The following is a 24,891-nucleotide window of genomic DNA, read 5'->3' on the forward strand; positions in this document are numbered from 1 at the left end:
TTTTGATGAGACAGATTTCCGTGTATTGAGGAGGGCGCAAGCATGATGCGGATCGGACATGGTTTTGATGTTCACAAGTTTGGCGGGGTCGGCCCCTGCATGCTGGGCGGGGTGGCAGTGCCCTATGAACAGGGCCTGCTGGCCCACTCCGATGGCGACGTGGTGTTGCATGCGGTGAGCGATGCCCTGCTGGGGGCCATCGGCGCCGGCGACATCGGCCGCCACTTCCCCGATACCGCCGCCGAATTCAAGGGCATCGACAGCCGCATCCTGCTGCGGGATGTCTTTGCCCGCGTGCAGCTCGCAGGTTATGCCATCGGCAACCTGGATGTGACCATCATCGCCCAGGCCCCCAAGATGGCCCCCCATATCGACGCCATGTGCGCCGTGCTGGCCGCGGATCTGCAATGTGACTTGGACCGGGTGAACGTCAAGGCGACCACCACCGAACAACTTGGATTCACGGGGCGCAAGGAAGGGATCGCCACCGAAGCCGTCGTCTTGCTGGTGAAACAATGATGCTTGAACAACTTGCCTATCTGCACGGGACGCCCACTGCTCGCGGCATCCTCAAGGCCGAGGCCGCCGACTTCGTGGTCAATGAAGATCTCGGGTTTGCACCTTGCGGCGAGGGGGAACACATCTTCGTCCGGGTACGCAAAACCGGCGAGAATACCGCCTGGGTGGCTGGCCTGCTGGCCGATGCGGCCGGGGTTGCCCGCAATGCGGTGACCTGGGCTGGTCTGAAAGATCGCCATGCGGTGACCGAACAGTGGTTCGGCATCCATCTGCCGGGCAAGGGCGAGCCGGATCTCTCGGTCATCGAGAACGACAACATCCGGATCCTTGAGGTGAAGCGCCACAACAAGAAGCTGCGGGTCGGCTATCTCAAGGGCAACCACTTCACCCTGCGCCTCACCGGGCTGGAGCAGGCCGACGGGCTGGAATCCCGTCTGCAGGCGATTGCAACCCAGGGGGTTCCCAACTACTACGGCGAGCAGCGTTTCGGCCGCGGTGGAAACAACCTGGAGGCCGCCAAGGCGATGTTCGCCGGCAAACGGATCAAGGATCGCAACAAGCGCTCCCTCTATCTGTCCGCCGCCCGCAGCATGCTGTTCAATGCCATCGTCAGCGCCCGCATCGAGCAGGGACTGGCCCATCAGCTGCTGGCTGGCGACTGCGTGATGCTCAAGGGCAGCCACTCCATCTTCAGTGAAGAGAGCGTGACCCCCGAGCTGGAAGCACGCCTTGCCTCCGGAGACGTGCAACTGACCGCTCCCCAGTGGGGCCGTGGCCGTCTGGCGAGCCAGGGTGCTGCCGCCGAGTTCGAGCAAGAAGTGCTGGCTCCTTATGGTGACTGGTGCGAGGGGCTGGAGAAAGCTGGGCTGGATCAGGACAGGCGCCCGCTGCTGCTCAAGCCGGAGCAGATGAGCTGGCAACGGGAGGACGCGGTGCTGACCCTGTCGTTCTTCCTGCCTGCCGGTGCCTTTGCCACCAGCGTGGTACGAGAGTTAATGCAGGCCGAAGAGGCCGATCACGGTTTCAGGAACTCAACCGATGCGAATTCTGGTCAGTAATGACGATGGGGTACACGCCGAGGGCATTCGCGCCCTCAGCGAGGCGTTGCGTGCCTGTGGCGAGGTCGTGGTGGTGGCGCCGGATCGCAACCGCAGCGGTGCCAGCCACTCCCTGACGCTGGAAGTGCCGCTGCGGGTCACCCGCCTCGATGCGTCCAGTTTTCACGGCATCAAGAGTTATGCGGTCAAGGGGACGCCGACCGACTGCGTTCATCTGGCGGTCAACGAACTGCTGCGCCCTGAGCCCGACATGGTGGTGGCCGGTATCAATCACGGGGCCAATCTGGGGGATGACGTCATCTACTCGGGGACGGTCGCGGCCGCGACGGAAGGGCGTCATCTTGGTTTCCCCTCCATCGCCGTATCGCTGGTGGGCAAGACCCATTTCGCCAGTGCGGCCCACTACGCCGCCCAGCTGGTGCGGGGGCTGATGGTGCATCCGTTGCCTGCGGATCAGATCCTCAACGTGAATGTGCCTGACCTGCCGCTTGAGCAGATCAAGGGGATCAGGGTGACGCGCCTTGGCAATCGCCACCGGGCGGAGTCGGTGATCCGCACCGAGGATCCCCGTGGTCAGCCGGTCTACTGGATTGGTCCCCCCGGCAACCAGCAGGATGCGGGAGAGGGAACGGACTTTGCCGCCATCGAGCAGGGTTATGTCTCCATCACTCCCCTGACCATCGACATGACGGCCTACGGCAGTCTGTCGACCCTGGGCGCGTGGCTGGATCTGCAGGGATGACGTTGTGATAGTACAGCGCCTGTTGAATCAACTGATTGCCCAGGATGTCCGCGATTTCCGCGTATTGGCGGCGATCGCGAAGGTGCCGCGCCAGCTGTTTGTGGACGAGGCCATGGCCCACAAGGCCTGGGACAATACGGCCCTGCCCATCGGCCATGGGCAGACCATCTCCCAGCCTTACATCGTGGCGCGCATGACCGAGCTGCTGATCCAGAACGATCCGGCCCATGTGCTGGAGATCGGGACGGGATCGGGCTACCAGACGGCGGTACTGGCCCACCTGGTGGAGCATGTCTACACCATGGAGCGGATCAAGTCGCTGCAGTTTCAGGCTAGGCGCAGATTGCGCCAGCTCGATCTGCACAATGTGTCGGCCAAGCACGGCAATGGGTGGCTAGGTTGGCCCAACAAGGGCCCTTTCGACGCCATTCTGGTGACGGCGGCGGCCAGTGAGGTCCCCAAGGCCCTGACCGATCAGCTGGCTGACGGTGGTCGTCTGGTGTTGCCGGTGGGTGATGGCCAGCAGACCCTGCAGCTCATCGAGCGATCGGGCTCCCAGCTCACCAGCCGGATTCTGGAGCCGGTACGTTTCGTTCCCCTGATTGACGGAGATGTCGAGTGAAGTTGTTTTCCCGCCTTTATGTTCTGGTGATGCAGTGGGCACGCCACAAGTATGCCCCCTGGTATCTGGCCATCACCGCCTTTATTGAATCCATCTTCTGGCCCATCCCGGTGGATGTGATGCTGGCGCCCATGGCGCTCGGCAAACCTCATCGCGCCTGGCACTATGCCGCGCTGGCTACCCTCTTGTCGGTGCTGGGCGCCCTGTTTGGTTATCTGCTCGGCTATGCCCTGTGGGAGCCAGTGGTGCAGCCGCTGGTGACCTCGGTTGGCTATGAGGACAAGATTGCCCTGGCCGAGCAGTGGTTCGCGCAGTGGGGCATCTGGGTTATTTTTATTGCCAGCTTCACGCCGATCCCCTACAAGGTGTTTACCGTCACGGCTGGCTTGCTCCACATGGCACTGTTGCCTTTCATCCTGACCTCGCTGATCGGTCGTGGCATGCGCTTCTTCCTGGTTGCAGGTCTGATGCGCTGGGGCGGCGAGAAGATGGAGCGCAAGCTGATGCACTATGTGGATGTGCTGGGCTGGCTCTGTATTGGTTTGGCCGTTGCGGCCTATTTCTGGTTTAGTCGTTAAGGATCCACTATGTGTTCGCGTGTTTGGCAAGGTAGCGGTGTCGTCGTGTTGTCATGGCTGCTGCTTGCCTGTTCCTCCAGCAAGACTGCGGCTCCGGTGCACAGCCTGGGCAATGATCAGGTCGCTTCGACCATCCCCGTGCGTCAAGGTATGACCAAGCCCGGCATTGCAGGCAACGGGTACACCGTGGTCAAAGGAGACACTCTCTACTCCATTGCATTTCGTTCTGGCATGGATGTGGCTTCGCTTATCAGCATCAATGGCATCACTCCCCCCTATAACATTTATCCCGGCCAGCAGCTCAGGCTCGATGGCGCTTCCGCCCCCATGGCGGTGGCAACCGTCGGCAGCCCTGTCAGTCGTGGCAGCGTGACGGGGTCTGGTAGTTACGAGGTGCGCCGTGGCGATACATTGAGCAGCATCGGTCGCCAGTTCGGTCTTTCCAACCAGGCCTTGGCCCAGCGCAACAACCTCCAGGCTCCTTATGCATTGCACGTGGGCCAGGTGCTCAATGTGGGGGGCTCGGGTTCCTCGGGTGGTCAGATGGTGGCAGCAACCACACCGGTTGTGACCAGCACGGGGCCCAAACCCCTGGCCACGGCTCCGGCAGGTACGACCACACCATTTATTGCTCAGAAAACGATTGCTCCTGCCTCGTCAACAGCATACGCTCAGGCGAAAGAACAAAAAACCGTCAGTTCCTCGTCAACACTCTCCTGGCATTGGCCGACCAAAGGGCGGATCGTTGAAGGCTTCTCCGTTGCGGAACAAGGCAACAAGGGCATCGACATTTCCGGCCAGAAGGGCCAACCCATTTACGCTGCGAGCAGCGGCAAAGTGGTCTATGCGGGCAGTGCACTGCGAGGTTATGGCAAGCTGATAATTCTCAAGCACAACGATGATTACCTCTCCGCCTACGCTCACAACGATGAGTTGAGGGTCAAGGAGGGAGACACCGTGAAGGGCGGAGCGGTTATCGCCAATATGGGTAGCACGGATGCGCCGGATGTGCGCTTGCACTTTGAAATCCGGTACAAAGGCAAGTCGATCAACCCGATGGGCTATTTGCCAAAGCGTTAACTCAGAGAGCTGAGTCTTACTCTGGTGTAGGTCAGGGAGAGATATCATGAGCCAAGAACAACTGGTAATGCAGGATGCAGAGTTAGAGTTCGACGAGGAGCTGGAGGTTCAGGAGGAAGAAGAGGTTCAGGAAGTGGCGGCCGAAGCCGAAGAGACCATTTCCGATGAACTGATGGCGCCAGAGCTGAACAAGGTAATGGACGCCACCCAGCTCTATCTGGGGGAGATAGGTTTCTCCCCCTTGCTCACGGCCGAAGAGGAAGTCTACTACGCCCGCCGTGCCCTGCGTGGCGACAAAGCGGCGCGCAAGCGCATGATTGAATCCAACCTGCGCCTGGTGGTCAAGATTGCCCGGCGCTACAACAACCGCGGCCTGGTGCTGCTGGATCTCATCGAAGAGGGCAACCTCGGTCTCATCCGCGCCGTCGAGAAGTTCGACCCCGAGCGAGGCTTCCGTTTCTCTACCTATGCCACCTGGTGGATCCGCCAGACCATAGAACGGGCCATCATGAACCAGACCCGTACCATTCGTCTGCCCATCCATGTGGTCAAGGAGCTGAACGTCTATCTGCGCACTGCGCGCGAGCTTTCTCATCGTCTCGACCATGAGCCGACCGCCGAGGATATCGCCTCTGCACTGGATCGCTCTGTGGACGATGTGAATCGCATGCTCAAGCTCAACGAGAAGATCACCTCGGTGGATACTCCCATTGGTGGCGATCGCGACAAGGCGCTGCTGGATGTACTTTCCGACGAGCGCGGCATGGGGCCCGAGCTGGAGTCCCAGGAAGATGACATGCGCAGCAGCATAGTGCACTGGCTGGAGGAGCTGAATCCCAAGCAGCGCGAAGTGCTGGCCCGCCGTTTCGGTCTGCTCGGCTATGAACCGGCCACCCTGGAAGACGTGGGCGCCGAGATTGGTTTGACCCGCGAGCGGGTGCGCCAGATCCAGGTGGAAGGGTTGCGCCGTCTGCGGGAAATTCTGCTGGGGCAGGGGCTGTCCATTGAGGCGCTGTTCCGCACCAACTAAACGGGTATGAATACCGTCATCAAGATGAAAAAGGGGCCGCAGGCCCCTTTCTTTTTGTCGTGGATCGTCAGGATCACACCGGATCCAGGGTATCCAGCGGCCAGCGCGGCACGGCCTTGACGACGAGGGGTTCGAAGACTCCCGCTTTCAGGCGTTGCATGCCGGCATAGGCGATCATGGCGCCGTTGTCGGTGCAGTATTCGGTGCGCGGGTAGAAGACTTCACCTTTGAGGCTCTCCATCAGCTCGGCCAGCTGGGCGCGCAGATGACGGTTGGCGCTGACGCCGCCTGCCACGACCAGACGATTGAGACCGGTCTCTTTCAGGGCACGACGGCACTTGATGGCCAGGGTGTCGACCACCGCATCCTCAAACGCCCGGGCGATGTCGGCACGGGTCTGCTCGTCGTCGCCATTGGCTGCTATGGTATTGGCGGCAAAGGTCTTGAGGCCGGAGAAGCTCATGTCGAGCCCAGGGCGATCGGTCATGGGACGGGGGAAGGTGAAGCGCCCAGTGGTGCCCTTTTCTGCCAGCCGGGAGAGCAGCGGGCCACCGGGATAATCCAGACCCATCAGCTTGGCGGTCTTGTCGAACGCCTCACCGGCGGCATCGTCGATCGATTCGCCCAGCAGCTGATAGCTGCCGATACCATCGACCCGAACCAGCATGGAGTGGCCGCCGGAAACCAAGAGCGCCACGAAGGGGAACTCGGGTGCCTTTTCTTCCAGCATGGGGGCCAGCAGGTGACCTTCCATGTGGTGAACGGCGATGGCCGGCTTGTCCCAGGCCATGGCCAGCGAGCGGCCTATGGTAGCCCCGACCAGGATGGCGCCAACCAGACCAGGCCCCGCGGTATAGGCGATGCCATCGATGTCATCCTTGCCAAGTCCGGCCTCTTTCAAGGCGGCCTGGATCAAGGGGATCGTCTTGCGTACATGGTCCCGGCTGGCGAGCTCGGGAACGACGCCGCCGTAGTCCGCATGCAGCTTGACCTGGCTGTACAACTGGTGGGAAAGGATCCCTTTTTGATCATCGAAGATCGCGATCCCGGTTTCGTCACAGGATGTCTCTATGCCCAATACACGCATTGCTAAAAAATTTCACTGCTAAAATGAGACGGCTATGGTAACCTTCGCGGGTTTTTTAAACCAGAGCGATCTCTGCGGGTTTACTTTCATTCCCTGTCCAGAGTATAATTTCGCACCATTTTAAGACATGCTGATCGATTGAAGGTCAGCTAACAATTTATCACTGAGGTGAAAGGCACATGCCAGTAATCAAAGTCCGTGAAAATGAGCCGTTTGACGTTGCTCTGCGTCGCTTCAAGCGTTCTTGCGAAAAGGCCGGTATCCTGTCCGAAGTTCGTAGCCGTGAGTTCTACGAGAAGCCGACTACCATTCGCAAGCGCGCCAAAGCGTCCGCTGTCAAGCGTCACGCCAAGAAGCTGTCCCGCGAAAACGCACGTCGTATCCGCCTGTACTAATCAAGGGATCATGCCGTGTCTCTGAAGGATCAACTCAAGGATCAGCAAAAGCTCGCCATGCTTGCCAAAGACAAGCCTCGGTTGGGTGCTATCCGCTTGTTGATGGCAGAAATCAAGCAGCGTGAAGTCGATACCCGTGTCGAGCTCAATGATGAAGAGATCCTCGCTGTCGTGACCAAAATGGTCAAACAGCGTCGCGATTCCATCAGCCAGTTTGAAGCTGCCGGTCGCCAGGATCTCGCCGACAAAGAGTCCGCCGAGATCGTTGTGCTGCAGGAGTTCCTGCCACAACAGCTGACCGCAGACGAAATTGCCGCCCTGATCGAGCAAGCCATCACTGAAAGTGGTGCTGCCGTCATGGCTGACATGGGTAAAGTCATGGCTGTCTTGAAGCCAAAAATTCAGGGGCGTGCCGATGTCGGCGCCGTCAGTGCTCAGGTGAAAACCCGCTTGGCGTAACAGGCAACTCTCTTGTTTGGTCGAAGAAGCCGTGCTTCCCATTGGAATGCGCGGCTTTTTTATTTCCTATGCAATGAAACAGGACGGTTATGGCTGGCAGGATCCCGCAATCCTTTATCGATGATCTGCTCGTACGCACGGACATAGTCGAGTTGATCGACTCCCGTGTGCGGTTGAAGAAAGCCGGTAAGAACTACCAGGCTTGCTGCCCTTTTCATAACGAAAAAAGCCCCTCCTTTACCGTCAGCCAGGAGAAGCAGTTCTATCACTGTTTCGGTTGTGGTGCCCACGGCAATGCCATCGGCTTTGTCATGGAGTACGACGGCCTGGAATTCCCCGATGCCATCGAAGAGCTGGCAAGCCTGCACGGTATGCAGGTCCCCCGTGAGCAAACGGCGAGTGGATCAAGCCATAGCCAACCAGCCGTCAGCAAGGATCTGTTCGAGCTGATGAACCAGATTGCGCGCTTCTACGAGAGCAATCTCAAGAACGCGCCTCAGGCGGTGGAGTATCTGAAAGGCCGGGGCCTGACTGGCGAGGTGGTCAAGCGCTTCAACATCGGTTATGCCCCTGGGGACTGGGATCAGGTGCGTCGCCGCTTTGGCGCCAGTAGGGATCACGAACAACTGCTGATTTCGGGCGGTATGCTGATCCCCCGTGACAGCGGCCCGGGCAGCTACGATCGTTTCCGCGATCGCATCATGTTTCCGATCCGAGACAAACGCGGTCGGGTCATCGGCTTCGGTGGCCGAGTGCTGGGGGATGGCACGCCCAAGTACCTGAACTCCCCCGAAACCCCCATCTTCCACAAGGGGCGAGAGCTGTTCGGCCTTTATGAGGTCAAGCAGGCACACAAGGATCCGCGCCGGATCCTTGTGGTGGAAGGCTACATGGATGTGGTGGCGCTCGGCCAGTACGACATCGACTATGCGGTGGCGGCACTGGGGACTGCGACCACCAGCGATCACATCCACACCCTGTTCCGTACCACGGCAGAGGTGGTCTGTTGCTACGACGGCGACAACGCCGGTCGGGAAGCGGCCTGGCGGGCGCTCGATAACGCGCTCTCCCACCTGCAGGACGGCCGTGAACTCAAGTTCGTCTTTTTGCCGGATGGCGAGGATCCCGACTCGCTGGTACGCCAGATCGGCAAGGAGGGGTTCGAAGCGCTGCTCGACAAGGCCCAGTCGTTTGCGGATTTCATGTTCGAACGCCTCGGGCGCGATGCGGCTCTTTCCGGTGAGGCAGGCAAGTTTGAAGTGGCCAACAAGGCCGCCGAGCTGATTCGTCGGGTACCGGAAGGTTTCACTCGCGAGGGGTTGATTACCCGACTTTCCAGCATGATGCGCTGGGGAGAAAACAAGCAGCGGATTGCCGAGCTGTTTGCCCGCAACAGCCAGCCCAAGGCGGAAGTTAACAAACCCAAGGCGACCAAACTGACGCCGATCCGCAGGGCTCTGGCCCTGATGGTGCAGTATCCGGCGATCACCGCCGAGCTGCCGGCCATGCCCGAGTTGGCCGGGCTGCGCCTGCAGGGGATCCCTTTCCTGCTGCAACTGCACCAGCAGATCCTGATCCAGCCGGGAGTGACAACGGGTATCCTGCTGGAGCATTGGCGCGGCACAAAAGAGGGAGAAATACTTGCCCAGCTGGCGATGCATGACCTGTTTGAAGAGGTAAAGCTCGACCAGGAGCCCGATATTCTGGGAGAATTGCAGGATACCTTTGTCGGTTTCATCAACCTTTTCCTGAAGCAACGGATCGAAGAATTGCAGGCCAAGGTGGCGCAGGAAGGGCTAAGCTCTGAAGAAACTCAGGAGCTGATGATGCTGATCAGAGAGGTGCAGATTGAGAAAAGAAATGAGAGTGGGGCTTGATATTTGAGTGAGCAGTCCCAATATGAATAGCGTTGCCCGAATCGACGGGATTGAAAGCAAACACTTTATAACCACCTGGCCCCGACAACACTGCGGGCAGGGGTTTCTCATGACCGACGCCGCAACCAGACATAGCATGTCTGGCGGTTTTCTATTAGAATTGGCTATTTGCGCAGCAGCGCACTGTACGCGCAACCTAGCAACACCAACCGGATGAGTTCTATGGAGCAAACCCCGCAGTCTCAGCTTAAACTCCTCGTTGCCAAAGGTAAAGAACAGGGCTACCTGACCTATGCCGAGGTGAACGATCACCTCCCGCAAGACATTGTCGATTCAGACCAGATCGAAGACATCATCCAGATGATCAACGATATGGGCATTCAAGTGGTTGAAAACGCTCCGGATGCCGATGACCTTATCATGGCTGAAGGTGGTACCGCCGATGAGGACGCTGCCGAAGCAGCGGCCCAGGCTCTGGCATCTGTTGAATCTGAGATTGGTCGCACGACCGATCCCGTCCGCATGTACATGCGGGAAATGGGTACCGTCGAACTGCTGACCCGCGAAGGCGAGATCGACATCGCCAAGCGGATCGAAGACGGTATCAACCAGGTACAAAGCTCCGTCGCCGAGTACCCTGAAGCCATCACCTATCTGCTCGAACAGTACGACAAGTACGAAGCCGAGCAGCTTCGCCTGTCCGACATCATCTCCGGCTTCATCGATCCGAACGAAGTGGATGACGTGGCGCCGACCGCCACTCATATCGGCTCCGAGCTCAGCGAGGACGACCTCGCCGACGAAGACGAAGACGAAGATGAGGACGAAGACGAAGACGGTGACAACTCCGACGATGATGGCGACGGTGGCCCGGATCCGGAAGTCGCTCGCGAGAAATTCGGCGAACTGCGTGCCCAGTACGAGGTGACTCGTCTCTCCATTCAGCAGAATGGTCGTGCCCACGACGACACCCAGAATGCCATCGCCCAGCTGGCCGATGTCTTCCGTCAATTCCGCCTGATGCCCAAGCAGTTCGATCGCCTGGTCAACAATATGCGGGAGATGATGGAGCGTGTCCGCGTGCAGGAACGCATCATCATGAAGCTCTGCGTTGAGCAGGCCAAGATGCCGAAGAAGACCTTCGTCGCGGCCTTCACCAACAACGAGTGCGAAACTGCCTGGTTCGAATACCAGAAGCAGGCCGGCAAGGCGTGGTCTCCCCGTCTGCTCGAGATGGACGAAGAAGTACTGCGTTCCATCGGCAAGCTGCAGCAGATCGAAGAAGAGACCGGTCTGTCCATCGCCCAGATCAAGGACATCAACCGCCGCATGAGCATTGGTGAGGCCAAAGCCCGCCGTGCCAAGAAAGAGATGGTCGAGGCCAACTTGCGTCTGGTTATCTCCATCGCCAAGAAGTACACCAACCGCGGTCTGCAGTTCCTGGATCTGATCCAGGAGGGCAACATCGGTCTGATGAAGGCGGTCGACAAGTTCGAATATCGTCGCGGCTACAAGTTCTCGACCTATGCCACCTGGTGGATCCGTCAGGCCATTACCCGCTCCATCGCGGATCAGGCCCGTACTATCCGTATCCCGGTGCACATGATCGAGACCATCAACAAGCTCAACCGTATCTCCCGCCAGATGCTGCAGGAGATGGGTCGTGAACCGAACCCGGAAGAGCTGGCCATGCGCATGGGCATGCCGGAAGACAAGATCCGCAAGGTACTGAAAATCGCCAAGGAGCCCATCTCCATGGAGACGCCCATCGGTGATGATGAAGACTCCCACTTGGGCGACTTCATCGAAGATACCACCCTGGCTCTGCCAGCGGATGCGGCCACCAGCGAGAGCCTGCGCAACGCGACCCGCGAAGTGCTGGCCGGGCTGACCGCACGGGAAGCCAAGGTACTGCGCATGCGCTTCGGTATCGACATGAACACCGACCACACCCTCGAGGAAGTGGGCAAGCAGTTCGACGTCACCCGTGAGCGTATCCGTCAGATCGAAGCCAAGGCCCTGCGCAAACTGCGCCATCCGAGCCGCTCGGAAGTGCTGCGCAGTTTCCTGGACGAGTAGTCCCGGGTTCTGTCAGCCTGACATTGCAACAAAAAGCCCCGCCGTGCGGGGCTTTGTTTTATCCGTGCTGGCATGGGCGTGAAGAGGGGTCATGGAACCGCTTGAATATGGATGAAATCTCGCCAAGTGGTTGATCTGACTATGGACGGGGTATCCGCCATCCCCTATAATCCACGCCGCTAACCAGCATCAATGGCCCCTTAGCTCAGTTGGTCAGAGCAGTCGACTCATAATCGATTGGTCGTGGGTTCAAGTCCCCCAGGGGCCACCATTTTCAGAAAAAGCCGCTCTTTTGAGCGGCTTTGTCGTTTCTGGCGCTCACCAGCGTCTGTCCAGATCCTCGGCATAGAGTGCCATCGCGCGCCGGTAGGGAAGCAGGGCGGGATCCGTGGTGGTGGTCGCGAGGATCCCCAGCAGCGTCTCCATCCCCTCCTTGCTGCGCCCCAGGTTGTAGCAGGTCATGGCACGAAACACCTTGAACTCCATGGCATCGGGGAAGCGGGACAGGGCCTCGTCAAAGGTGACCAGCGCCTCGGCATGACGGCCCGTGGTGCGATAGGAGCTGCCTAGTCCAAGCAGGGCCCCGCGCAGCGACGCCTCGCCAAGCCCCAGCGACACGGCCTTCTGATAGAGCGGAATGGCCTCGGCCTCTCGCCCCAGCATGTCGTGCAGTCCGGCCACTTCGTAATGCAGCTCGGCGTGGGTTGGGTGCGCGATGAGTTGCAGCAGACCGTGCTGACGGGCTTCCTCGAGCCGTCCCTCGGCCTTGAGGGTGTTCAACTGTTTCATATGCGCTCCTGCATGGGGATGAAGGATCAGTATGCCTGCCGGCAGGCTGGCGGGGAACGGGTCATGGGGCCATGAAAAAGGCCTCCCGCCGATGGCGGGAGGCCTGGTTCGGCGCCGGGGCGCAATGGCCCTGGCGTGTGTCCAGCCCTACTGGGCGCTCAGGCTGTAGGCCAGGGTCTGGTCGTTGAAGCGCACCACATAGGCACCGACCACTGCCGTGGTGATGTCTGCCCCGGCCAGCTCGGCCACGCCATCCTTGTTGGTGTCGCCGTAGTTCTGGGTCCAGTCCCCCTTGACGTCGAACTTGAAGCGCTGGCTGCCGTTGCCATCACCGCTGCCGGTGAAGGTGACGCTGGCCTGCCAGAGGTGATCCCCGACCAGGGACATGGGGGTGGTGCCCCAGTTGTTGGTGGTGCCGCGAATGTTGAGGCTGGCGACATTCTTGGCATAGATGACGCTCACCGGAGTCAGGCTGTATTGCAGGGTCTGATCGTTGAAACGTACCCGGTACTGGCCGATGACCGGGGTGAGGATGTCACTGCCGGTCAGTTCGGCCACGCCGTCCTTGTTGGTGTCGCCGTAGTTCTGGGTCCAGTCCCCCTTGACGTCGAACTTGAAGCGCTGGTTGGTCTGACCGTTGAAGGTGACCAGGGCTTCCCACTGATTGTCGGCGACCAGTGTCATGGCAAGGGAGCCCCAGGCATTGGGGGTGCCGCGGAAGTTCAGGGTGGGCAATACGCTGGCGTAGGTGCCGTTGTCATCGGTGACGGTCACGGTGGCGCTGGCACTGGCGGTCAACCCTTCCGCATCGGTCACGGTGACCGTCACGGTATGGGTACCCGGGGTATCGAACCGGACTGTCTCCGTGGCGGCGGTGCCCCCGCTGGACCAGCTGTAGCTCACCACGCCGCCGTCATCGCTGGAAGCGGAGGCGTCGAACACCACGCTCTCCCCCGCCTTGACGCTGAGGGTTTTGGGGGAGAGGGTAGCGACCGGTGCCTGGTTGCTGGTGAGGGGTGTGACCGTGTAGCGCAGATCGCTCTCGCTCAGGGTGATGCGGTAGGTGCCCACCCCGCTGACCAGGATATCCTTGCTGCTGCCCTTGTCGGCGATGCCATCCCCTTCGTTGTCGCCGTAGTTCTCGGCCCAGTTGCCGAAGACGTCGAACTTGAAGCGCTGGGCACCGGTGGCGTCACCGTTGCCGGTCAGGGTGAGGGTGGCGGACCAGACACGGTTGGCATCGACGGTCATGGGGGTGTTGCCCCAGGCGTTGTGGGTGCCGCGCAGGTTCATGCTGCTGAACTTGTTGCCCGGCAGGACGGAACCGCCGCAGGGGCTGGCCTTGGTGCAACCGGCGATGATGGCGGCCGCCTTCATGCCGGGGACGTTCAGGCTGGCCTTGCCGCTGCCGTCGACGGTGACATAACCGCCGCTGCAGTAGTCATTGCCCCCCAGGAGGTTGCAGTACTCGCCGGCCGGCAGACCGGTCTGCACCGAGGCCACCAGGCTGCCGCTTTCGTTGTTGATGGCGACGAAGCCCTTGTTACCGCGGCTGAAGGCGATCTGGTTGTTGCCGTTGTCCCACCAGTTGCTGACGGGCTGGCCTTCGGTCCGGTTGTGGAACAGGGCCATGTTCATGATGGTCGGTCGGCGCTGTTCGCAGTTCCACTGGCTGTCCGTGCAGGGCGTGCTACCCGGCGCCCCCTTGTCGGTTTCATAGGTGCCCATGTTTTCGAAGCGATAGCCCGACATCACCTGTTTCCAGCCATAGGGCCAGGCCATCATGAAGGTGTTGGCCAGATCGTAGCGGGCACCGCTCATGAAGGTGAGCATGCCGCCACCGCCGTGGCCGCGTTCGCGGTCGTGGTTGACCACGAAGACGAAGGCCTTGTTGGAGGGGAGCAGGCCCCAGCTCTCGCCCAGGGTCTTGAGGTTCTTGATCTGGCCGTTGAAGTTGGCGGCGAGATCGGTGCCGTATTTGAAGTCGGTGACGGTGTCGATATAGGTGTAGCGGCCCGGCTGGATGTCGGGGGACTCCCCGCCTGCGCCGATCACCTCCAGGTAGGCCCTGGGGCTGCCCGCCTTGTCGAGGATGGCCTTCACATCGGCCGGCGCCATGTGCTTGGCCGCATCGATGCGAAAGCCCGCCACGCCCCAGCCGAGCAGGGTCTTCATGTAGGTGGCGATCTGATCCTGGACGTAGGATGAGCCGGTGTTGAGGTCCGGCATACCGTAGAGGGCGCCGTTCCAGACGTTGTTGCTGTCACCGTAGTTGGTGATGTCGCCGCTGTGATGGAAGTCGTTGTAGCCGAACTGGGGATATTGGTATTGCCCCGAGTTGTAGCTGCCGCCGCCGGTGGCGGTGCCCGAACCCGATGCCAGCTGGTTGAAGACAGCGTCGGCATAGACCTTGACCCCGGCCGCGTTGCAGCGGGCGATCATGCTTCTGAGCTCTGCCTCGCTACCGCCGAAGCTGTTGAAATTCTTGAAGCTGACCGGTTGATAGACGGTCCACCAGACCTGGCTGCCCTGCTTGTGCTCGGCGGGTGGGGTGATCTGGACGCCACCGAACCCCTTGGGCCCGAGCACGGTCTCGCACTCGTTGGCGATGTCGTTGAATTTCCATTGGAACAGGTGAACCATGACCCCTTCGGCGCTGGCAGTGTGGCTGAAAGAGCCGAGTGCCGCCGCCAGCAGGGCGGTTCGAAACAGTGTGTTGTGCATGACGATTTTCCCTTCGATCTTGTTATTGACGTATCACTGTCGTGTAGTCGAACGGACAACAAACAACCTCGTTCAGCTCCGTAGCATTCATGAAATCGATGTGGTTGAAAATCGAACAAGCTGAATTAATTAAGAAATGTGAATGAAAATGCTTTCATGCCAGTCGGTGGCAGCAGGAGGATGCAGAGGGGAGCAGATCGGTGCGAGATCCCGTCAAGCGGGTAGCGAAGGGGATGAACAGGGGCCCCGTGAACGTTCAGACGTTGGGTTCCTGCTGCCCGGCACTGGCCCGGGCACGACGCCCTGGCAGCATGCGGGTGACCAGGTTGCTGCGCTGGCGCCAGGAGGTGTAGGCGATGGCGCACAGGTGCAGGGCGATCATGCCCTGGAGTGCCCAGGTGCACCACTCGTGCCAGTCGTCCGCCCCCAGATCGAAGCCGGTCTCGGTGTTCTGGAACCAGCCGGTCCCTGCGGTGGCGAGTACCAGCAGCCAGAGTGCCCAGACCGCCAGCTTGCCGCTGCCGTGATGGCCAGGGGTGGGCGGGGTCCGTTCGCGCAGGGCGTCGGCCTGATGGCGAAAATCCGCCCGGCTCGGGATGAGGGCACGCAGGCGGGCGTGGCCGCGAGCGAAGGTGAGCCCCCACAGCAGGCGTATGCCGATGAGCACCATGACGGCGTATCCCATCCGCTCGTGCCACTCCTCGCCCGCCTCGTTGAGCCAGAGGTTGCCGATACAGATGGCCGCCACACCCCAGTGGGTGAGGCGCACCAGAGGATCCCAGTGGAAGGGATCAGCCTTTCTGCTTGGCATAGTTGTGGTACTCCTTCTTCAGGTCGTTGACCTTGGCCAGGTGCTCGCGCGCCTTGGCTTCGTCACCGGCCTGGAGGGCTGCCAGGCTGGCATCCAGCTCGGTCTGCACTTCGGTCATGCCTTCCAGGAACTTCTCCTTCTTGGCGGCGGGCATGTTCTTGCCCTTGGCGACGTCCAGCTGGGCCTTCATCTCCTTGATGTATTTCTCCATGGTGGCCGCGTCGTCGGCCTTGACGGCCTGCTTGTAGTTGAAGCCGATCTTCTTCATCGGCTGCTCCAGATCGCCGGCCATGGCAGGCAGGGCCATCAGGCCGAACATCAGGGGCAGCAGCAGGGGACGCACAGTTTTCAGCATGGGATTTCCTTATGAGACGACGAGATTGCAGGTTGTTATAGCACTCATTTGAGTGCGGTTTCACGCATCATGATGCCATGAAAGGGCGATCATTGTATGAAGAAAGTGCGACCAATTGTGACGAATTGTGCAGGGGATTGCTGTGGGAATGTAGCCGAAAGAGAACGGCCACCGGATCTCGCCTCCGGCAGGGGATACAAGGGCGCGCATCTGGCCCGGGAAGGGGTCCGCAGGCAGTGAATCATGCTGCCATTTTTTATCACACATCGGTTTTTTAAAGTCAGGTGAGTTTTTCAGGTGTTTTTGTTTTTGAAAGCCACCACCCATGGACGATTCCACTGCCCGCACAGACGCCGTGCAACAAAAAAAGGGCCCGCAGGCCCTTTGAGTGATCGGGATCCGGCCCTTATTCGGCCTGCTCGCGCTCGATGGCACGCCAACCGATGTCCTTGCGATAGAAGATGCCGTCCCACTGGATGCGACCAGCCAGGGCATAGGCCCGCTGCTGGGCTTCCTGCACCGTGTGGCCGAGGGCGGTGGCGCACAGCACGCGGCCACCCTGGGTCAGGCTGGTGTGTCCTTCCAGGCGGGTGCCTGCATGGAACACCTTCTCCCCTGCCACTTCGTCCACCGGCAGACCGCTGATGGGGTGGTTGCTGGTGTAGTCGCCGGGATAGCCACCCGCCGCCAGCACCACGCCGATGGCGGCACGGGGGTCATAGACGGCTTCCTTCTGATCCAGCTGGCCGGCGCAGGCGGCGAGGCAGAGATCCACCAGATCGGACTGCATCCGCAGCATGATGGGCTGGGTTTCGGGGTCGCCGAAGCGGCAGTTGAACTCGATCACCTTGGGGTTGCCCTCGGCATCGATCATCAGGCCGGCGTAGAGGAAGCCGGTGTAGACGTTGCCCTCGGCCGCCATGCCGCGCACGGTCGGCATGATCACCCGTTCCATCACGCGCTGGTGCACTTCGTCGGTCACCACGGGCGCCGGGGAGTAAGCCCCCATGCCGCCGGTGTTGGGGCCGGTGTCGCCGTCGAAGGCGCGCTTGTGATCCTGGCTGGTGGCCATGGGCAGCACGTGCTCGCCGTCCACCATCACGATGAAGCTCGCCTCTTCCCCGTCCAGAAACTCCTCGATCACCACCCGGGCGCCGGCATCGCCGAAGGCATTGCCGGAGAGCATGTCACGCACCGCCGCTTCCGCCTCGTCGAGGGTCATGGCGACGATCACCCCTTTGCCGGCGGCCAGACCGTCGGCCTTGATGACGATGGGGGCGCCCTTCTCGCGCAGATAGGCCAGCGCCGGCTCCACCTCGGTGAAGTTCTGGTAATCGGCGGTGGGAATGGCGTGGCGGGCCAGGAAGTCCTTGGTGAAGGCCTTGGAGCCTTCCAGCTGGGCGGCGGCGGCGGTCGGGCCGAAGATGGTCTGATCGGCGGCGCGGAAGGCATCGACCACCCCTTTCACCAGGGGGGCTTCCGGTCCGACGATGGTGAGGCCGACCTGGTTCGCCTTGGCGAAGGCCAGCAGGCCCTCGATGTCGGTGGCCTGGATGGCGACGTTCTCGATGCCCGGCTCAAGCTGGGTGCCCGCATTGCCCGGTGCCACGAAGACCTGGGTCACCAGGGGGGAGTGTTTGGCCTTCCAGGCCAGGGCGTGTTCACGGCCGCCGTTGCCAATGATCAGTACTTTCATCGTCTCGCTCGCTTCTGTCTGAGTTCACTGGCGCTGCGGTGGCACTGCCAGTGGAAAGGATCCGGTGCTAAAGAGGCAGGGCCGCCATCGGCGGCCCTGGGCTGTCAGTGACGGAAATGACGCATGTTGGTGAACACCATGCACATGCCGTGTTCGTTGGCGGCGTCGATCACCTCCTGGTCGCGCATCGAGCCACCTGGCTGGATGACGCAGGAGATGCCCGCGGCAGCGGCGGCATCGATGCCGTCGCGGAACGGGAAGAAGGCGTCGGAGGCCATGACGGAGCCCGCCACGGTCAGCCCTTCATCCTCGGCCTTGATGCCGGCGATCTTGGCAGAGTAGACGCGGCTCATCTGGCCGGCGCCCACACCGATGGTCTGGCCGTTCTTGGCGTAGACGATGGCGTTGGATTTGACGAACTTGGCGACCTTCCAGCAGAACAGCAGATCCTGCAGCTCGGCCTCGGTGGGTTGACGCTGGCTGACCACGGTCAGATCCCCGAGCGTCACCATGCCCAGATCGCGCTCCTGTACCAGCAGGCCGCCGTTGACGCGCTTGAAGTCAAAGCCTTGCGCCGGGGCAGTCCACTGGCCGCATTCCAGCAGGCGCACGTTCTGCTTGGCGGCGACCGCCTCGCGGGCCGCCTGGCTGACGGTGGGGGCGATGATCACCTCGACGAACTGGCGCTCGACGATGGCCTTGGCGGTGGCACCATCCAGTTCACGGTTGAAGGCGATGATGCCGCCAAACGCGGAGGTGGGGTCGGTCTGCCAGGCGCGCTCGTAGGCGCTCAGCAGGTCGCTGCCAATGGCCACACCACACGGGTTGGCGTGCTTGACGATGACGCAGGCCGGCTGGTCGAACTCCTTGACGCACTCCAGCGCCGCGTCGGTGTCGGCGATGTTGTTGTAGGAGAGGGCCTTGCCCTGCAGCTGGATGGCGCTGGCCACCGAACCTGGTGCGGCCTGCTCCTCGGCATAGAAGGCGGCGGCCTGGTGGCTGTTCTCGCCGTAGCGCATGTCTTGTTTCTTGATGAACTGGCTGTTGAAGGTGCGCGGGAAGCGGGACTCCTCGTCACCCTCCTTGTTGTCACCGTAAGAGGGAACCATGGTGCCGAAGTAGTTGGCGATCATGCCGTCGTAGGCGGCGGTGTGCTCGAAGGCGGCAATGGCCAGATCGAAACGGGTGGCCAGTTTCAGGCTGTTGCGGTTGCCATCCATCTCGCGGATGACGCGGTCATAGTCGGCAGCCTTGACCACGATGGCCACATCTTTGTGGTTCTTGGCGGCGGAGCGAACCATGGTCGGGCCGCCGATGTCGATGTTCTCGACCGCATCGGCCAGGGTGCAGCCGGGCTTGGCGACGGTCGCGGCGAAGGGATAGAGGTTGACCACGACCATGTCGATGGGGGAGATAGCGTGCTGGGCCATGATGGCGTCGTCTTGCTCGCGCCGGCCGAGAATGCCGCCGTGGACCTTGGGATGCAGGGTCTTGACCCGGCCATCCATCATCTCGGGGAATCCGGTGTAGTCGGACACCTCGGTCACCGGCAGGCCCGCATCGGCCAGCAGCTTGGCGGTACCACCGGTGGAGAGCAGGGCCACACCACGCGCGTCGAGTGCCTTGGCAAATTCCAGGATGCCAGTCTTGTCAGACACACTCAGCAGTGCACGGCGAATGGGTCGAGCTTGTTCCATCACACTATCGTCCTCAGCATAACGGGGACCGTTCCATGGGAGGCGAGGCTCAACACACAGAGAGTCCCCAAATAAATGGAAGTGGGGGATTTCGCAAACCACTCTCGCCCGGGGCGGCCGTTGGCAAAAGCGTTTTAGGAAATGCCCGCTTGACGCGACGCTCTCTTGTGGGCGCGTATTCTACACAAAAAATGTGACCTGTGGTGGATTTTTTAAAGAGACAAACCCTTGTGGGATGCGGCGTTAAACGTTTTCTGGTGAATTTTTGTGAAACGTTTGTCTTTTCAGTGTTTTGGGGATAAATGGCCGGCAAGTGAGGGGTTAGCTGCTGCTTTCCTGCCTTTGACTGGCAATCGCCGGGCAAAGAGGTGATAGTGGAGGCCGGTTTATATTGAGTACCATGTCGGGAATGTCATGCGGGGGGAGAGGACCATGTATCGGATCGGTGAACTGGCCAAGGCGTGCGGGGTGAAGGCCGACACCCTGCGCTTTTACGAGAAGAACGGCCTCATCTCGCCGGGCATTCGCAACGAATCCGGCTATCGCCTCTACGGGGAGCAGGACAAGCGGCGGCTGGAGTTCATCATCCGCGCCAAGTCGGTGGGCTTCTCCCTCGCGGACATCGGCGAGCTGCTCGCCCTCGACACCAACAAGGCCAAGGTCACCTGCCAGGAGGTGAAGGCGGTGGCCGACACCAAGCTCGAACAGGTGGAGCAGAAGCTCCTGGAGCTGACCCGTTTTCGCGAGAACCTGAAGGCCCTCTCCGACATCTGCTGCGGCGGCCCGCGCTCGGCGGAGCACTGCGCCATCCTCGAGACCCTGGAGTCCGGCGCCCCTTCCCGCCACGAGCACCACGACCATGAGCTCTGAGCTGCGTCGGCCCCGGGTCTCCGCCTTTCTCGCCCTCTCCCTCGACGGTTTCATCGCCGGGGAGGGGGGCGATCTGGCATGGCTGGCCCCCTATGGTGGCGACGGGCCGGAGGAGACCGGCTACAGCGCCCTGATGGCGAGCGCGGACACCCTGCTGATGGGGCGCAACACCTACGATATCGTGAGCGCCTTTCCCGAGTGGCCCTACGGGGACAAGCCGCTGGTGGTACTGACCCACAGGCCCGCCGACCCCCGTCCTCGAGTCGCGTTCAGGCAGGGGGCGCTGGCGCAGGTGCTGGACGAGTTGTGGCAGGGAGGAAGCCGTCACCTCTATCTGGATGGCGGGGAGCTGGTGAGGCAGGGTCTGCAGGGGGCCCTGGTGGACGAGCTGACCCTGTTCTGGGTACCGGTCACCCTGGGGGGCGGGATCCCGCTCTTTACCGGGCCTCTCCCCGCAGGGTTGAGACCGGTGTCGAGCGCCGTGCTGCCAAGCGGCCTGGTGCGGGTTATCTATCACCCCGCCTGACAGCTTGCACGGGGGAGGCAAGAGGCGCACAATCGGCGCGTTTTTCGCCACCTGCCCTTCCAGGCAGGGACGATAGGCAAACACGACAACCCCATCAAGGAGCCCATATGGCCAAGAAGAAGGTGACCTGTGTCACCGCCGAACCCGCCTGCGAACATCAGCGCGGCATCATTCAGGACAACCACCTCAAGGCACTGGTGACCTCCCCCCTGTTCCAGGCCCGGGTCGAGCCGAGCAAGAAGGGCAAGGGCAGCTATCAACGCAAGGCCAAGCACGGCAAGCGGTGGGAGCCCGGCCAACAGCGGATGCAATGCGTCTGCTGTTGAGCGGGTTTCTACCCCTTGTAACGAAAACAATCAGGGCGCCCATGGGCGCCCTGATTGTTATGTAGAAACACGGTTTTACAAAACTGGCTCACGACCTGTCGCGAGAAGCTGTCAGCAAGGTGAAGAGCAGCGCAGGAACCGGAGCGTATAGACATACGTGAGGATTCCGAGCAGTGCATGAACCTTGATCACGGCTTCGCAGCAAGATCGTGAACAAGTTTTCACTCGTCCATAAAGAGTTCGAGCAGCACATTGAGATAGCGATGGCCGAGGGGGGTGAGCTGCCAGCTGTCGCCAAGATCCTCGACAAGCTCCTTGGTCCGGGCGATGGCGAGCATGGTCTCTACCCGCTCCAGCGGTAGCCCCGTGAAGGCCTCGAACTCCGCCTTGGGGGCGGGTTCAAACAATCTGAACCGGTTCATGAAGTATTCCAGGGGCAAATCGTCCGCGCTCACCTGCCATTGGCTGTCCAGATAGGGGCGGCTCTGATCCAGATAACCTTTCGGATGCTTCACCTTGGCGGTGCGCAGGATCTGCTGGCTCGCGAGATCCGTCACCTTGCCGTGGGCGCCGCAGCCGATCCCCAGATAGTCGCCAAAGCGCCAGTAGTTGAGGTTATGGCGGCACTGATACCCCTCTTTGGCATAGGCCGAGATCTCGTACTGCTGATAGCCCTGGGCGGTCAGCATGGCGTGGCCCTGCTCGTAGATGTCCCACAGGGTGTCATCTTCCGGCAATGTGGGGGGCTTGGAGGCGAATGCCGTGTTCGGCTCTATGGTGAGCTGATACCAGGAGAGGTGCGGCGGCGCGCAGTCGATGGCCTGCTGCAGGTCGTAGAGCGCATCGTCCAGGCTCTGATCCGGCAGGCCGTGCATCAGATCCAGGTTGAAGGTGGGAAGCGCGATGGCGTGGGCCAGTTCGGCGGCCTTGCGCGCCTCCTCGGGGCCGTGGATGCGGCCGAGCCGGGTCAATTTCTCCTGCTGGAAGCTCTGTACCCCGATGGAGATGCGGTTGATACCGGCCCGCTGGAAGCCGGCGAACTTGTCCGCCTCCACCGTGCCCGGGTTGGCCTCCATGGTAATCTCGCAGTCTGCGGTGAGTTCGATGCGTGCGCGCACCCCGTCCAGCAGCGCCTGCATGGCGTTGACGGAGAGCAGGCTCGGCGTGCCGCCACCGATAAAGATGGAGGAGAGGGGGCGCCCCTGGGCCCAGTGCAGATCCTGCTCCAGATCCTCCAGCAGGGCCGCCACGTACTCGAGGTGGGGCAGCTCCCCCTTCTGGGCGTGGGAGTTGAAGTCGCAGTAGGGGCACTTCTGGACGCACCAGGGCACGTGGATATAGAGGGAGAGGGGCGGCAGTTGCAGCATGGGATTTCCAGTATTCAACAATCAAATGGGGTCGGGTGGCCCTGGTTGCCGGTGACAACGGGCGGGGCGCCGCGAACGAAACGGGGGCCGACGGCCCCCATTGTAGATGACAACGCGGCGGGAGACAGCGCTTTAGTTGACCGCCGCCAGGGCCGCTTTGAGCTTGGCCAGGGCCTGGCCACGGTGGCTGAGCTGGTTCTTGAGTTCCGCCGGCATCTGGGCCGAGGTGCAGTCGTGGTCGGGGACGAAGAACACGGGGTCGTAGCCAAAGCCGTGCTGGCCGCGGGGTTCGTCGATGATCATCCCTTCCCAGCTGGCCTGGCAGATAATGGGGGTGGGATCGTCGGCGTGGCGCATGTAGACCAGCACGCACCAGAAGCGGGCGCTTTTCAGGTAATCCGGCGCGCCCTTGAGCTCGGCCAGCAGCTTGTCGATGTTCTCCTTGTCGCTGGCACCGGCACCGGCAAAACGGGCGGAGTAGACGCCGGGGCGGCCGTGCAGCAGATCCACTTCCAGACCGGAGTCGTCGGCCACGGCGGGCAGGCCGGTGACGCGGGCGGCGTGGCGGGCCTTGATGATGGCATTCTCGACGAAGGTGGTGCCGGTCTCGTCGGCATCGGAGACTGCAAACTCGCTCTGCGGGATCACCTGGATCTTCATATCGGCCAGCATGGCGGCCAATTCCTTCACCTTTTTCTGGTTCCCTGTTGCCAGGACAAGCTTGTTCATCACACACCTCCGCAAAAATAATCTGCGCATTCTATGCGGGGGAGGGGTTTAGTAAAAGCGCCAATTGCCCGGGATCCGGTGCCAACGGGGGATCCGGGTTCCACCCCCTGAGAGGTAGAAGAGATACATGTTTCCAGCAGGGAATAACCGAAGTGATTAAATACCATTTCAATTCATTACTCTGAGTCAGTAGACTCGCGGCCCAATCGATATTCCTAGGGCTTGAGGTGACTGATGCCATTGATTCTTTTGCTTGTACTCCTGGTGTTGTTCAGCCCGCTGGCCATCGACATCTATCTGCCTGCCATCCCCCAGATGGCCGAGCAGCTGGGGGCCGAAGTGACCCTGATGCAGGGCACCATCACCTGGTTCCTGTTCAGCATGGGGCTGGGGCAACTGCTGGTGGGGCCGCTCGCCGATCGCTACGGGCGCAAACCCATTGCCCTGGGGGGCGTGCTGCTCTACGGCCTGAGCGCCCTGGCAGCCGGCTTTGCTGCCAGCCTGGGCGAGCTGATGCTGGCGCGAGTGCTGCAAGGCTTCGGGGCCTGCGCCACCTCGGTGGCCGCCTTCTCGGTGGTCCGTGACAGCTATGGCCCCAAGAAGAGCGGTCAGATGATCTCCTATCTGAACGGTGCGATCTGCTTTATCCCCGCACTGGCGCCCCTGCTGGGTGGCTGGCTCACCGCCAAGGCGGGCTGGTCGGCGAACTTCTGGTTCATGGCGGGTTACGCCGTCGTGGTCGGCAGCTGGCTGCTGTGGCGGATGCCGGAAACCCGCCCTGAGGAGACCAGCAGTGCTGGCCCGCTCATCAGCTGGTCCCGCTACAGCCCGGTGCTGCGCTCCCCGAGCTTCCTGTTCAACGCGGCGCTGTGCATGCTGGCGATGGCGGTGATCCTCGCCTACGTGACGGCGGCACCGGTACAACTGATGGTGACCCTGGGGCTGGACATGAGTGGCTTCAGCCACTGGTTCACCGCCAATGCGGCACTCAACATCCTGGCCTGCTTCCTGGCCCCGCGCTTCATCGCCCGGGTAGGGCCAAGACGGACCCTGCGTATCGGCCTGCTGGTGCTGCTGCTCTCCGCCATCACCCTGACCCTGGCCATGCACATCCCGCACCCGCTGGCCATGATGGGCCCGGTGTTCCTCTCCAGCATCGGCTTTGCGATGATCCTGGGCGCCGCCGCCGGTATGGCGCTGGCCCCCTTCGGCCACTGCGCCGGCACTGCGGCCGCCCTGCTCGGCCTGTTCCAGATGAGCGGCTCCGGCGCCCTGGTGGGGATCACCGGTTGGCTGATGCCGGATCCCCTGAGCCAGCTGGCCCTGCACATGTGGCTGCTGCTGCCCCCGCTGGTGATGCTGATGACCCGCCAGGGCCGGCGCTTGTGTTTGCAATAAATCCTGTGCTCTGATGAGCACACTCAGGGGGCCTTGAGCCCCCTTCTCTTTTTCAGGCGACCCGCCTGCCTCGCATG

At 61.4% G+C, this 24,891-nt stretch carries 25 protein-coding genes and 1 tRNA gene; 16 read left to right on the forward strand and 10 right to left on the reverse strand.

Annotated elements, in window-relative coordinates:
* Window positions 1-42 precede the first annotated feature (42 nt).
* From ispF to rpoS, 7 genes are read left to right on the forward strand one after another with little or no spacing between them, the layout of a single operon-like run.
* Entirely contained in the window at window positions 43-519 is a 477-nt protein-coding gene (ispF, locus tag I6L32_RS10500) for a 2-C-methyl-D-erythritol 2,4-cyclodiphosphate synthase (protein ID WP_216945051.1), read from the forward strand.
* A complete protein-coding gene (truD, locus tag I6L32_RS10505; RefSeq protein ID WP_216945149.1) occupies window positions 519-1,577 on the forward strand; it encodes a tRNA pseudouridine(13) synthase TruD in 1,059 nt (352 codons plus the stop codon). Before ispF ends, truD begins: the two co-directional genes overlap by 1 nt.
* Complete coding sequence (gene surE, locus I6L32_RS10510; protein ID WP_041211067.1) at window positions 1,558-2,319, forward strand: 5'/3'-nucleotidase SurE; 762 nt, start codon at window positions 1,558-1,560, stop codon at window positions 2,317-2,319. Before truD ends, surE begins: the two co-directional genes overlap by 20 nt.
* 4 nt (window positions 2,320-2,323) lie before the next feature.
* The gene (locus I6L32_RS10515) at window positions 2,324-2,941 is read left to right on the forward strand and encodes a protein-L-isoaspartate(D-aspartate) O-methyltransferase (RefSeq protein WP_010675623.1); all 618 of its coding nucleotides are present in this window, start codon (window positions 2,324-2,326) and stop codon (window positions 2,939-2,941) included.
* Entirely contained in the window at window positions 2,938-3,519 is a 582-nt protein-coding gene (locus I6L32_RS10520; protein ID WP_039041046.1) for a YqaA family protein, read from the forward strand. The genes I6L32_RS10515 and I6L32_RS10520 overlap by 4 nt, the downstream gene beginning before the upstream one ends.
* Before the next feature lie 9 nt (window positions 3,520-3,528).
* Complete coding sequence (locus I6L32_RS10525; protein ID WP_039041047.1) at window positions 3,529-4,599, forward strand: LysM peptidoglycan-binding domain-containing protein; 1,071 nt, start codon at window positions 3,529-3,531, stop codon at window positions 4,597-4,599.
* Between the two features lie 46 nt (window positions 4,600-4,645).
* A complete protein-coding gene (gene rpoS / locus I6L32_RS10530) occupies window positions 4,646-5,629 on the forward strand; it encodes an RNA polymerase sigma factor RpoS (RefSeq protein ID WP_010675620.1) in 984 nt (327 codons plus the stop codon).
* 73 nt (window positions 5,630-5,702) lie between these two features.
* On the opposite strand, the gene tsaD is transcribed toward rpoS, so the two are convergent.
* Complete coding sequence (gene tsaD, locus I6L32_RS10535) at window positions 5,703-6,716, reverse strand: tRNA (adenosine(37)-N6)-threonylcarbamoyltransferase complex transferase subunit TsaD (RefSeq protein WP_041213897.1); 1,014 nt, start codon at window positions 6,714-6,716, stop codon at window positions 5,703-5,705.
* Window positions 6,717-6,895: 179 nt separating this feature from the next.
* Here tsaD and rpsU point away from each other — a divergent pair, with 179 nt between their 5' ends.
* The 5 genes from rpsU (at window position 6,896) to I6L32_RS10560 (ending at window position 11,797) form a co-directional block, all read left to right on the forward strand.
* Window positions 6,896-7,111, forward strand: coding sequence for a 30S ribosomal protein S21 (gene rpsU / locus I6L32_RS10540; RefSeq protein ID WP_005309452.1), 216 nt, complete (start codon window positions 6,896-6,898; stop codon window positions 7,109-7,111).
* Between the two features lie 15 nt (window positions 7,112-7,126).
* Window positions 7,127-7,570, forward strand: a complete 444-nt coding sequence (locus I6L32_RS10545) for a GatB/YqeY domain-containing protein (RefSeq protein WP_010675618.1) — start codon at window positions 7,127-7,129, stop codon at window positions 7,568-7,570.
* Window positions 7,571-7,659: 89 nt separating this feature from the next.
* Window positions 7,660-9,447 carry a DNA primase gene (gene dnaG / locus I6L32_RS10550; RefSeq protein ID WP_049636101.1) on the forward strand — a complete coding sequence of 596 codons (1,788 nt, stop codon included), beginning with the start codon at window positions 7,660-7,662 and terminating at the stop codon, window positions 9,445-9,447.
* Window positions 9,448-9,669: 222 nt separating this feature from the next.
* Window positions 9,670-11,526 carry an RNA polymerase sigma factor RpoD gene (rpoD, locus tag I6L32_RS10555; protein ID WP_010675616.1) on the forward strand — a complete coding sequence of 619 codons (1,857 nt, stop codon included), beginning with the start codon at window positions 9,670-9,672 and terminating at the stop codon, window positions 11,524-11,526.
* Window positions 11,527-11,720: 194 nt separating this feature from the next.
* Window positions 11,721-11,797 (forward strand) — tRNA-Ile (locus I6L32_RS10560).
* A gap of 47 nt (window positions 11,798-11,844) precedes the next feature.
* Here the strand turns inward: I6L32_RS10560 and I6L32_RS10565 are convergent.
* The 7 genes from I6L32_RS10565 to purH all read right to left on the reverse strand — a co-directional run bounded on the left by I6L32_RS10565 (window position 11,845) and on the right by purH (window position 19,598).
* Window positions 11,845-12,315 carry a tetratricopeptide repeat protein gene (locus tag I6L32_RS10565; RefSeq protein ID WP_113068961.1) on the reverse strand — a complete coding sequence of 157 codons (471 nt, stop codon included), beginning with the start codon at window positions 12,313-12,315 and terminating at the stop codon, window positions 11,845-11,847.
* 147 nt (window positions 12,316-12,462) lie between these two features.
* Entirely contained in the window at window positions 12,463-15,039 is a 2,577-nt protein-coding gene (locus tag I6L32_RS10570; protein ID WP_216945052.1) for an alpha amylase C-terminal domain-containing protein, read from the reverse strand.
* A gap of 256 nt (window positions 15,040-15,295) precedes the next feature.
* Window positions 15,296-15,850, reverse strand: a complete 555-nt coding sequence (locus I6L32_RS10575; protein WP_201890299.1) for a cytochrome b/b6 domain-containing protein — start codon at window positions 15,848-15,850, stop codon at window positions 15,296-15,298.
* Window positions 15,831-16,205: a cytochrome b562 gene (locus tag I6L32_RS10580; protein ID WP_010675612.1), complete on the reverse strand. Its 375-nt coding sequence runs from the start codon at window positions 16,203-16,205 to the stop codon at window positions 15,831-15,833. Before I6L32_RS10580 ends, I6L32_RS10575 begins: the two co-directional genes overlap by 20 nt.
* Window positions 16,206-16,265: 60 nt before the next feature.
* Complete coding sequence (locus I6L32_RS10585) at window positions 16,266-16,532, reverse strand: hypothetical protein (RefSeq protein ID WP_152610201.1); 267 nt, start codon at window positions 16,530-16,532, stop codon at window positions 16,266-16,268.
* A gap of 79 nt (window positions 16,533-16,611) precedes the next feature.
* A complete protein-coding gene (gene purD / locus I6L32_RS10590) occupies window positions 16,612-17,901 on the reverse strand; it encodes a phosphoribosylamine--glycine ligase (RefSeq protein ID WP_069651882.1) in 1,290 nt (429 codons plus the stop codon).
* A gap of 104 nt (window positions 17,902-18,005) precedes the next feature.
* A complete protein-coding gene (gene purH, locus I6L32_RS10595; RefSeq protein WP_216945053.1) occupies window positions 18,006-19,598 on the reverse strand; it encodes a bifunctional phosphoribosylaminoimidazolecarboxamide formyltransferase/IMP cyclohydrolase in 1,593 nt (530 codons plus the stop codon).
* 432 nt (window positions 19,599-20,030) lie between these two features.
* Between purH and zntR the strand changes: the two genes are divergently transcribed.
* The 3 genes from zntR to I6L32_RS10610 all read left to right on the forward strand — a co-directional run bounded on the left by zntR (window position 20,031) and on the right by I6L32_RS10610 (window position 21,320).
* On the forward strand, window positions 20,031-20,468 hold the full coding sequence (gene zntR / locus I6L32_RS10600) for a Zn(2+)-responsive transcriptional regulator (protein WP_216945054.1): 438 nt from the start codon (window positions 20,031-20,033) through the stop codon (window positions 20,466-20,468).
* Complete coding sequence (locus I6L32_RS10605) at window positions 20,458-20,994, forward strand: dihydrofolate reductase family protein (protein ID WP_216945055.1); 537 nt, start codon at window positions 20,458-20,460, stop codon at window positions 20,992-20,994. Before zntR ends, I6L32_RS10605 begins: the two co-directional genes overlap by 11 nt.
* A 107-nt stretch (window positions 20,995-21,101) precedes the next feature.
* Entirely contained in the window at window positions 21,102-21,320 is a 219-nt protein-coding gene (locus I6L32_RS10610) for an alternative ribosome-rescue factor A (protein WP_201926482.1), read from the forward strand.
* 221 nt (window positions 21,321-21,541) lie between these two features.
* Here the strand turns inward: I6L32_RS10610 and hemW are convergent, their stop codons facing one another.
* Both hemW and rdgB read right to left on the reverse strand, forming a co-directional pair.
* Window positions 21,542-22,687, reverse strand: coding sequence for a radical SAM family heme chaperone HemW (gene hemW, locus I6L32_RS10615; RefSeq protein ID WP_216945056.1), 1,146 nt, complete (start codon window positions 22,685-22,687; stop codon window positions 21,542-21,544).
* 132 nt (window positions 22,688-22,819) lie between these two features.
* On the reverse strand, window positions 22,820-23,416 hold the full coding sequence (gene rdgB / locus I6L32_RS10620; protein ID WP_010675605.1) for an RdgB/HAM1 family non-canonical purine NTP pyrophosphatase: 597 nt from the start codon (window positions 23,414-23,416) through the stop codon (window positions 22,820-22,822).
* A gap of 234 nt (window positions 23,417-23,650) precedes the next feature.
* On the opposite strand from rdgB, the gene I6L32_RS10625 reads away from it, so the two are divergent.
* On the forward strand, window positions 23,651-24,814 hold the full coding sequence (locus I6L32_RS10625; RefSeq protein ID WP_039040832.1) for a multidrug effflux MFS transporter: 1,164 nt from the start codon (window positions 23,651-23,653) through the stop codon (window positions 24,812-24,814).
* Window positions 24,815-24,891: the final 77 nt, after the last annotated feature.

It is taken from the genome of Aeromonas sp. FDAARGOS 1402, assembly GCF_019046925.1.
Taxonomy (GTDB): Bacteria; Pseudomonadota; Gammaproteobacteria; order Enterobacterales; family Aeromonadaceae; genus Aeromonas; species Aeromonas caviae.

Coding starts and splice junctions, on each gene's coding strand:
- ispF (WP_216945051.1), top strand. CDS start 43: ATGATGCGGATCGGACATGGTTTTGATGTTCACAAGTTTGGCGGGGTC.
- truD (WP_216945149.1), top strand. CDS start 519: ATGCTTGAACAACTTGCCTATCTGCACGGGACGCCCACTGCTCGCGGC.
- surE (WP_041211067.1), top strand. CDS start 1,558: ATGCGAATTCTGGTCAGTAATGACGATGGGGTACACGCCGAGGGCATT.
- I6L32_RS10525 (WP_039041047.1), top strand. CDS start 3,529: ATGTGTTCGCGTGTTTGGCAAGGTAGCGGTGTCGTCGTGTTGTCATGG.
- rpoS (WP_010675620.1), top strand. CDS start 4,646: ATGAGCCAAGAACAACTGGTAATGCAGGATGCAGAGTTAGAGTTCGAC.
- tsaD (WP_041213897.1), bottom strand. CDS start 6,716: ATGCGTGTATTGGGCATAGAGACATCCTGTGACGAAACCGGGATCGCG.
- rpsU (WP_005309452.1), top strand. CDS start 6,896: ATGCCAGTAATCAAAGTCCGTGAAAATGAGCCGTTTGACGTTGCTCTG.
- dnaG (WP_049636101.1), top strand. CDS start 7,660: ATGGCTGGCAGGATCCCGCAATCCTTTATCGATGATCTGCTCGTACGC.
- rpoD (WP_010675616.1), top strand. CDS start 9,670: ATGGAGCAAACCCCGCAGTCTCAGCTTAAACTCCTCGTTGCCAAAGGT.
- I6L32_RS10565 (WP_113068961.1), bottom strand. CDS start 12,315: ATGAAACAGTTGAACACCCTCAAGGCCGAGGGACGGCTCGAGGAAGCC.
- I6L32_RS10570 (WP_216945052.1), bottom strand. CDS start 15,039: ATGCACAACACACTGTTTCGAACCGCCCTGCTGGCGGCGGCACTCGGC.
- I6L32_RS10575 (WP_201890299.1), bottom strand. CDS start 15,850: ATGCCAAGCAGAAAGGCTGATCCCTTCCACTGGGATCCTCTGGTGCGC.
- I6L32_RS10580 (WP_010675612.1), bottom strand. CDS start 16,205: ATGCTGAAAACTGTGCGTCCCCTGCTGCTGCCCCTGATGTTCGGCCTG.
- I6L32_RS10585 (WP_152610201.1), bottom strand. CDS start 16,532: ATGGGTGGTGGCTTTCAAAAACAAAAACACCTGAAAAACTCACCTGAC.
- purD (WP_069651882.1), bottom strand. CDS start 17,901: ATGAAAGTACTGATCATTGGCAACGGCGGCCGTGAACACGCCCTGGCC.
- purH (WP_216945053.1), bottom strand. CDS start 19,598: ATGGAACAAGCTCGACCCATTCGCCGTGCACTGCTGAGTGTGTCTGAC.
- zntR (WP_216945054.1), top strand. CDS start 20,031: ATGTATCGGATCGGTGAACTGGCCAAGGCGTGCGGGGTGAAGGCCGAC.
- I6L32_RS10605 (WP_216945055.1), top strand. CDS start 20,458: ATGAGCTCTGAGCTGCGTCGGCCCCGGGTCTCCGCCTTTCTCGCCCTC.
- I6L32_RS10610 (WP_201926482.1), top strand. CDS start 21,102: ATGGCCAAGAAGAAGGTGACCTGTGTCACCGCCGAACCCGCCTGCGAA.
- hemW (WP_216945056.1), bottom strand. CDS start 22,687: ATGCTGCAACTGCCGCCCCTCTCCCTCTATATCCACGTGCCCTGGTGC.
- rdgB (WP_010675605.1), bottom strand. CDS start 23,416: ATGAACAAGCTTGTCCTGGCAACAGGGAACCAGAAAAAGGTGAAGGAA.
- I6L32_RS10625 (WP_039040832.1), top strand. CDS start 23,651: ATGCCATTGATTCTTTTGCTTGTACTCCTGGTGTTGTTCAGCCCGCTG.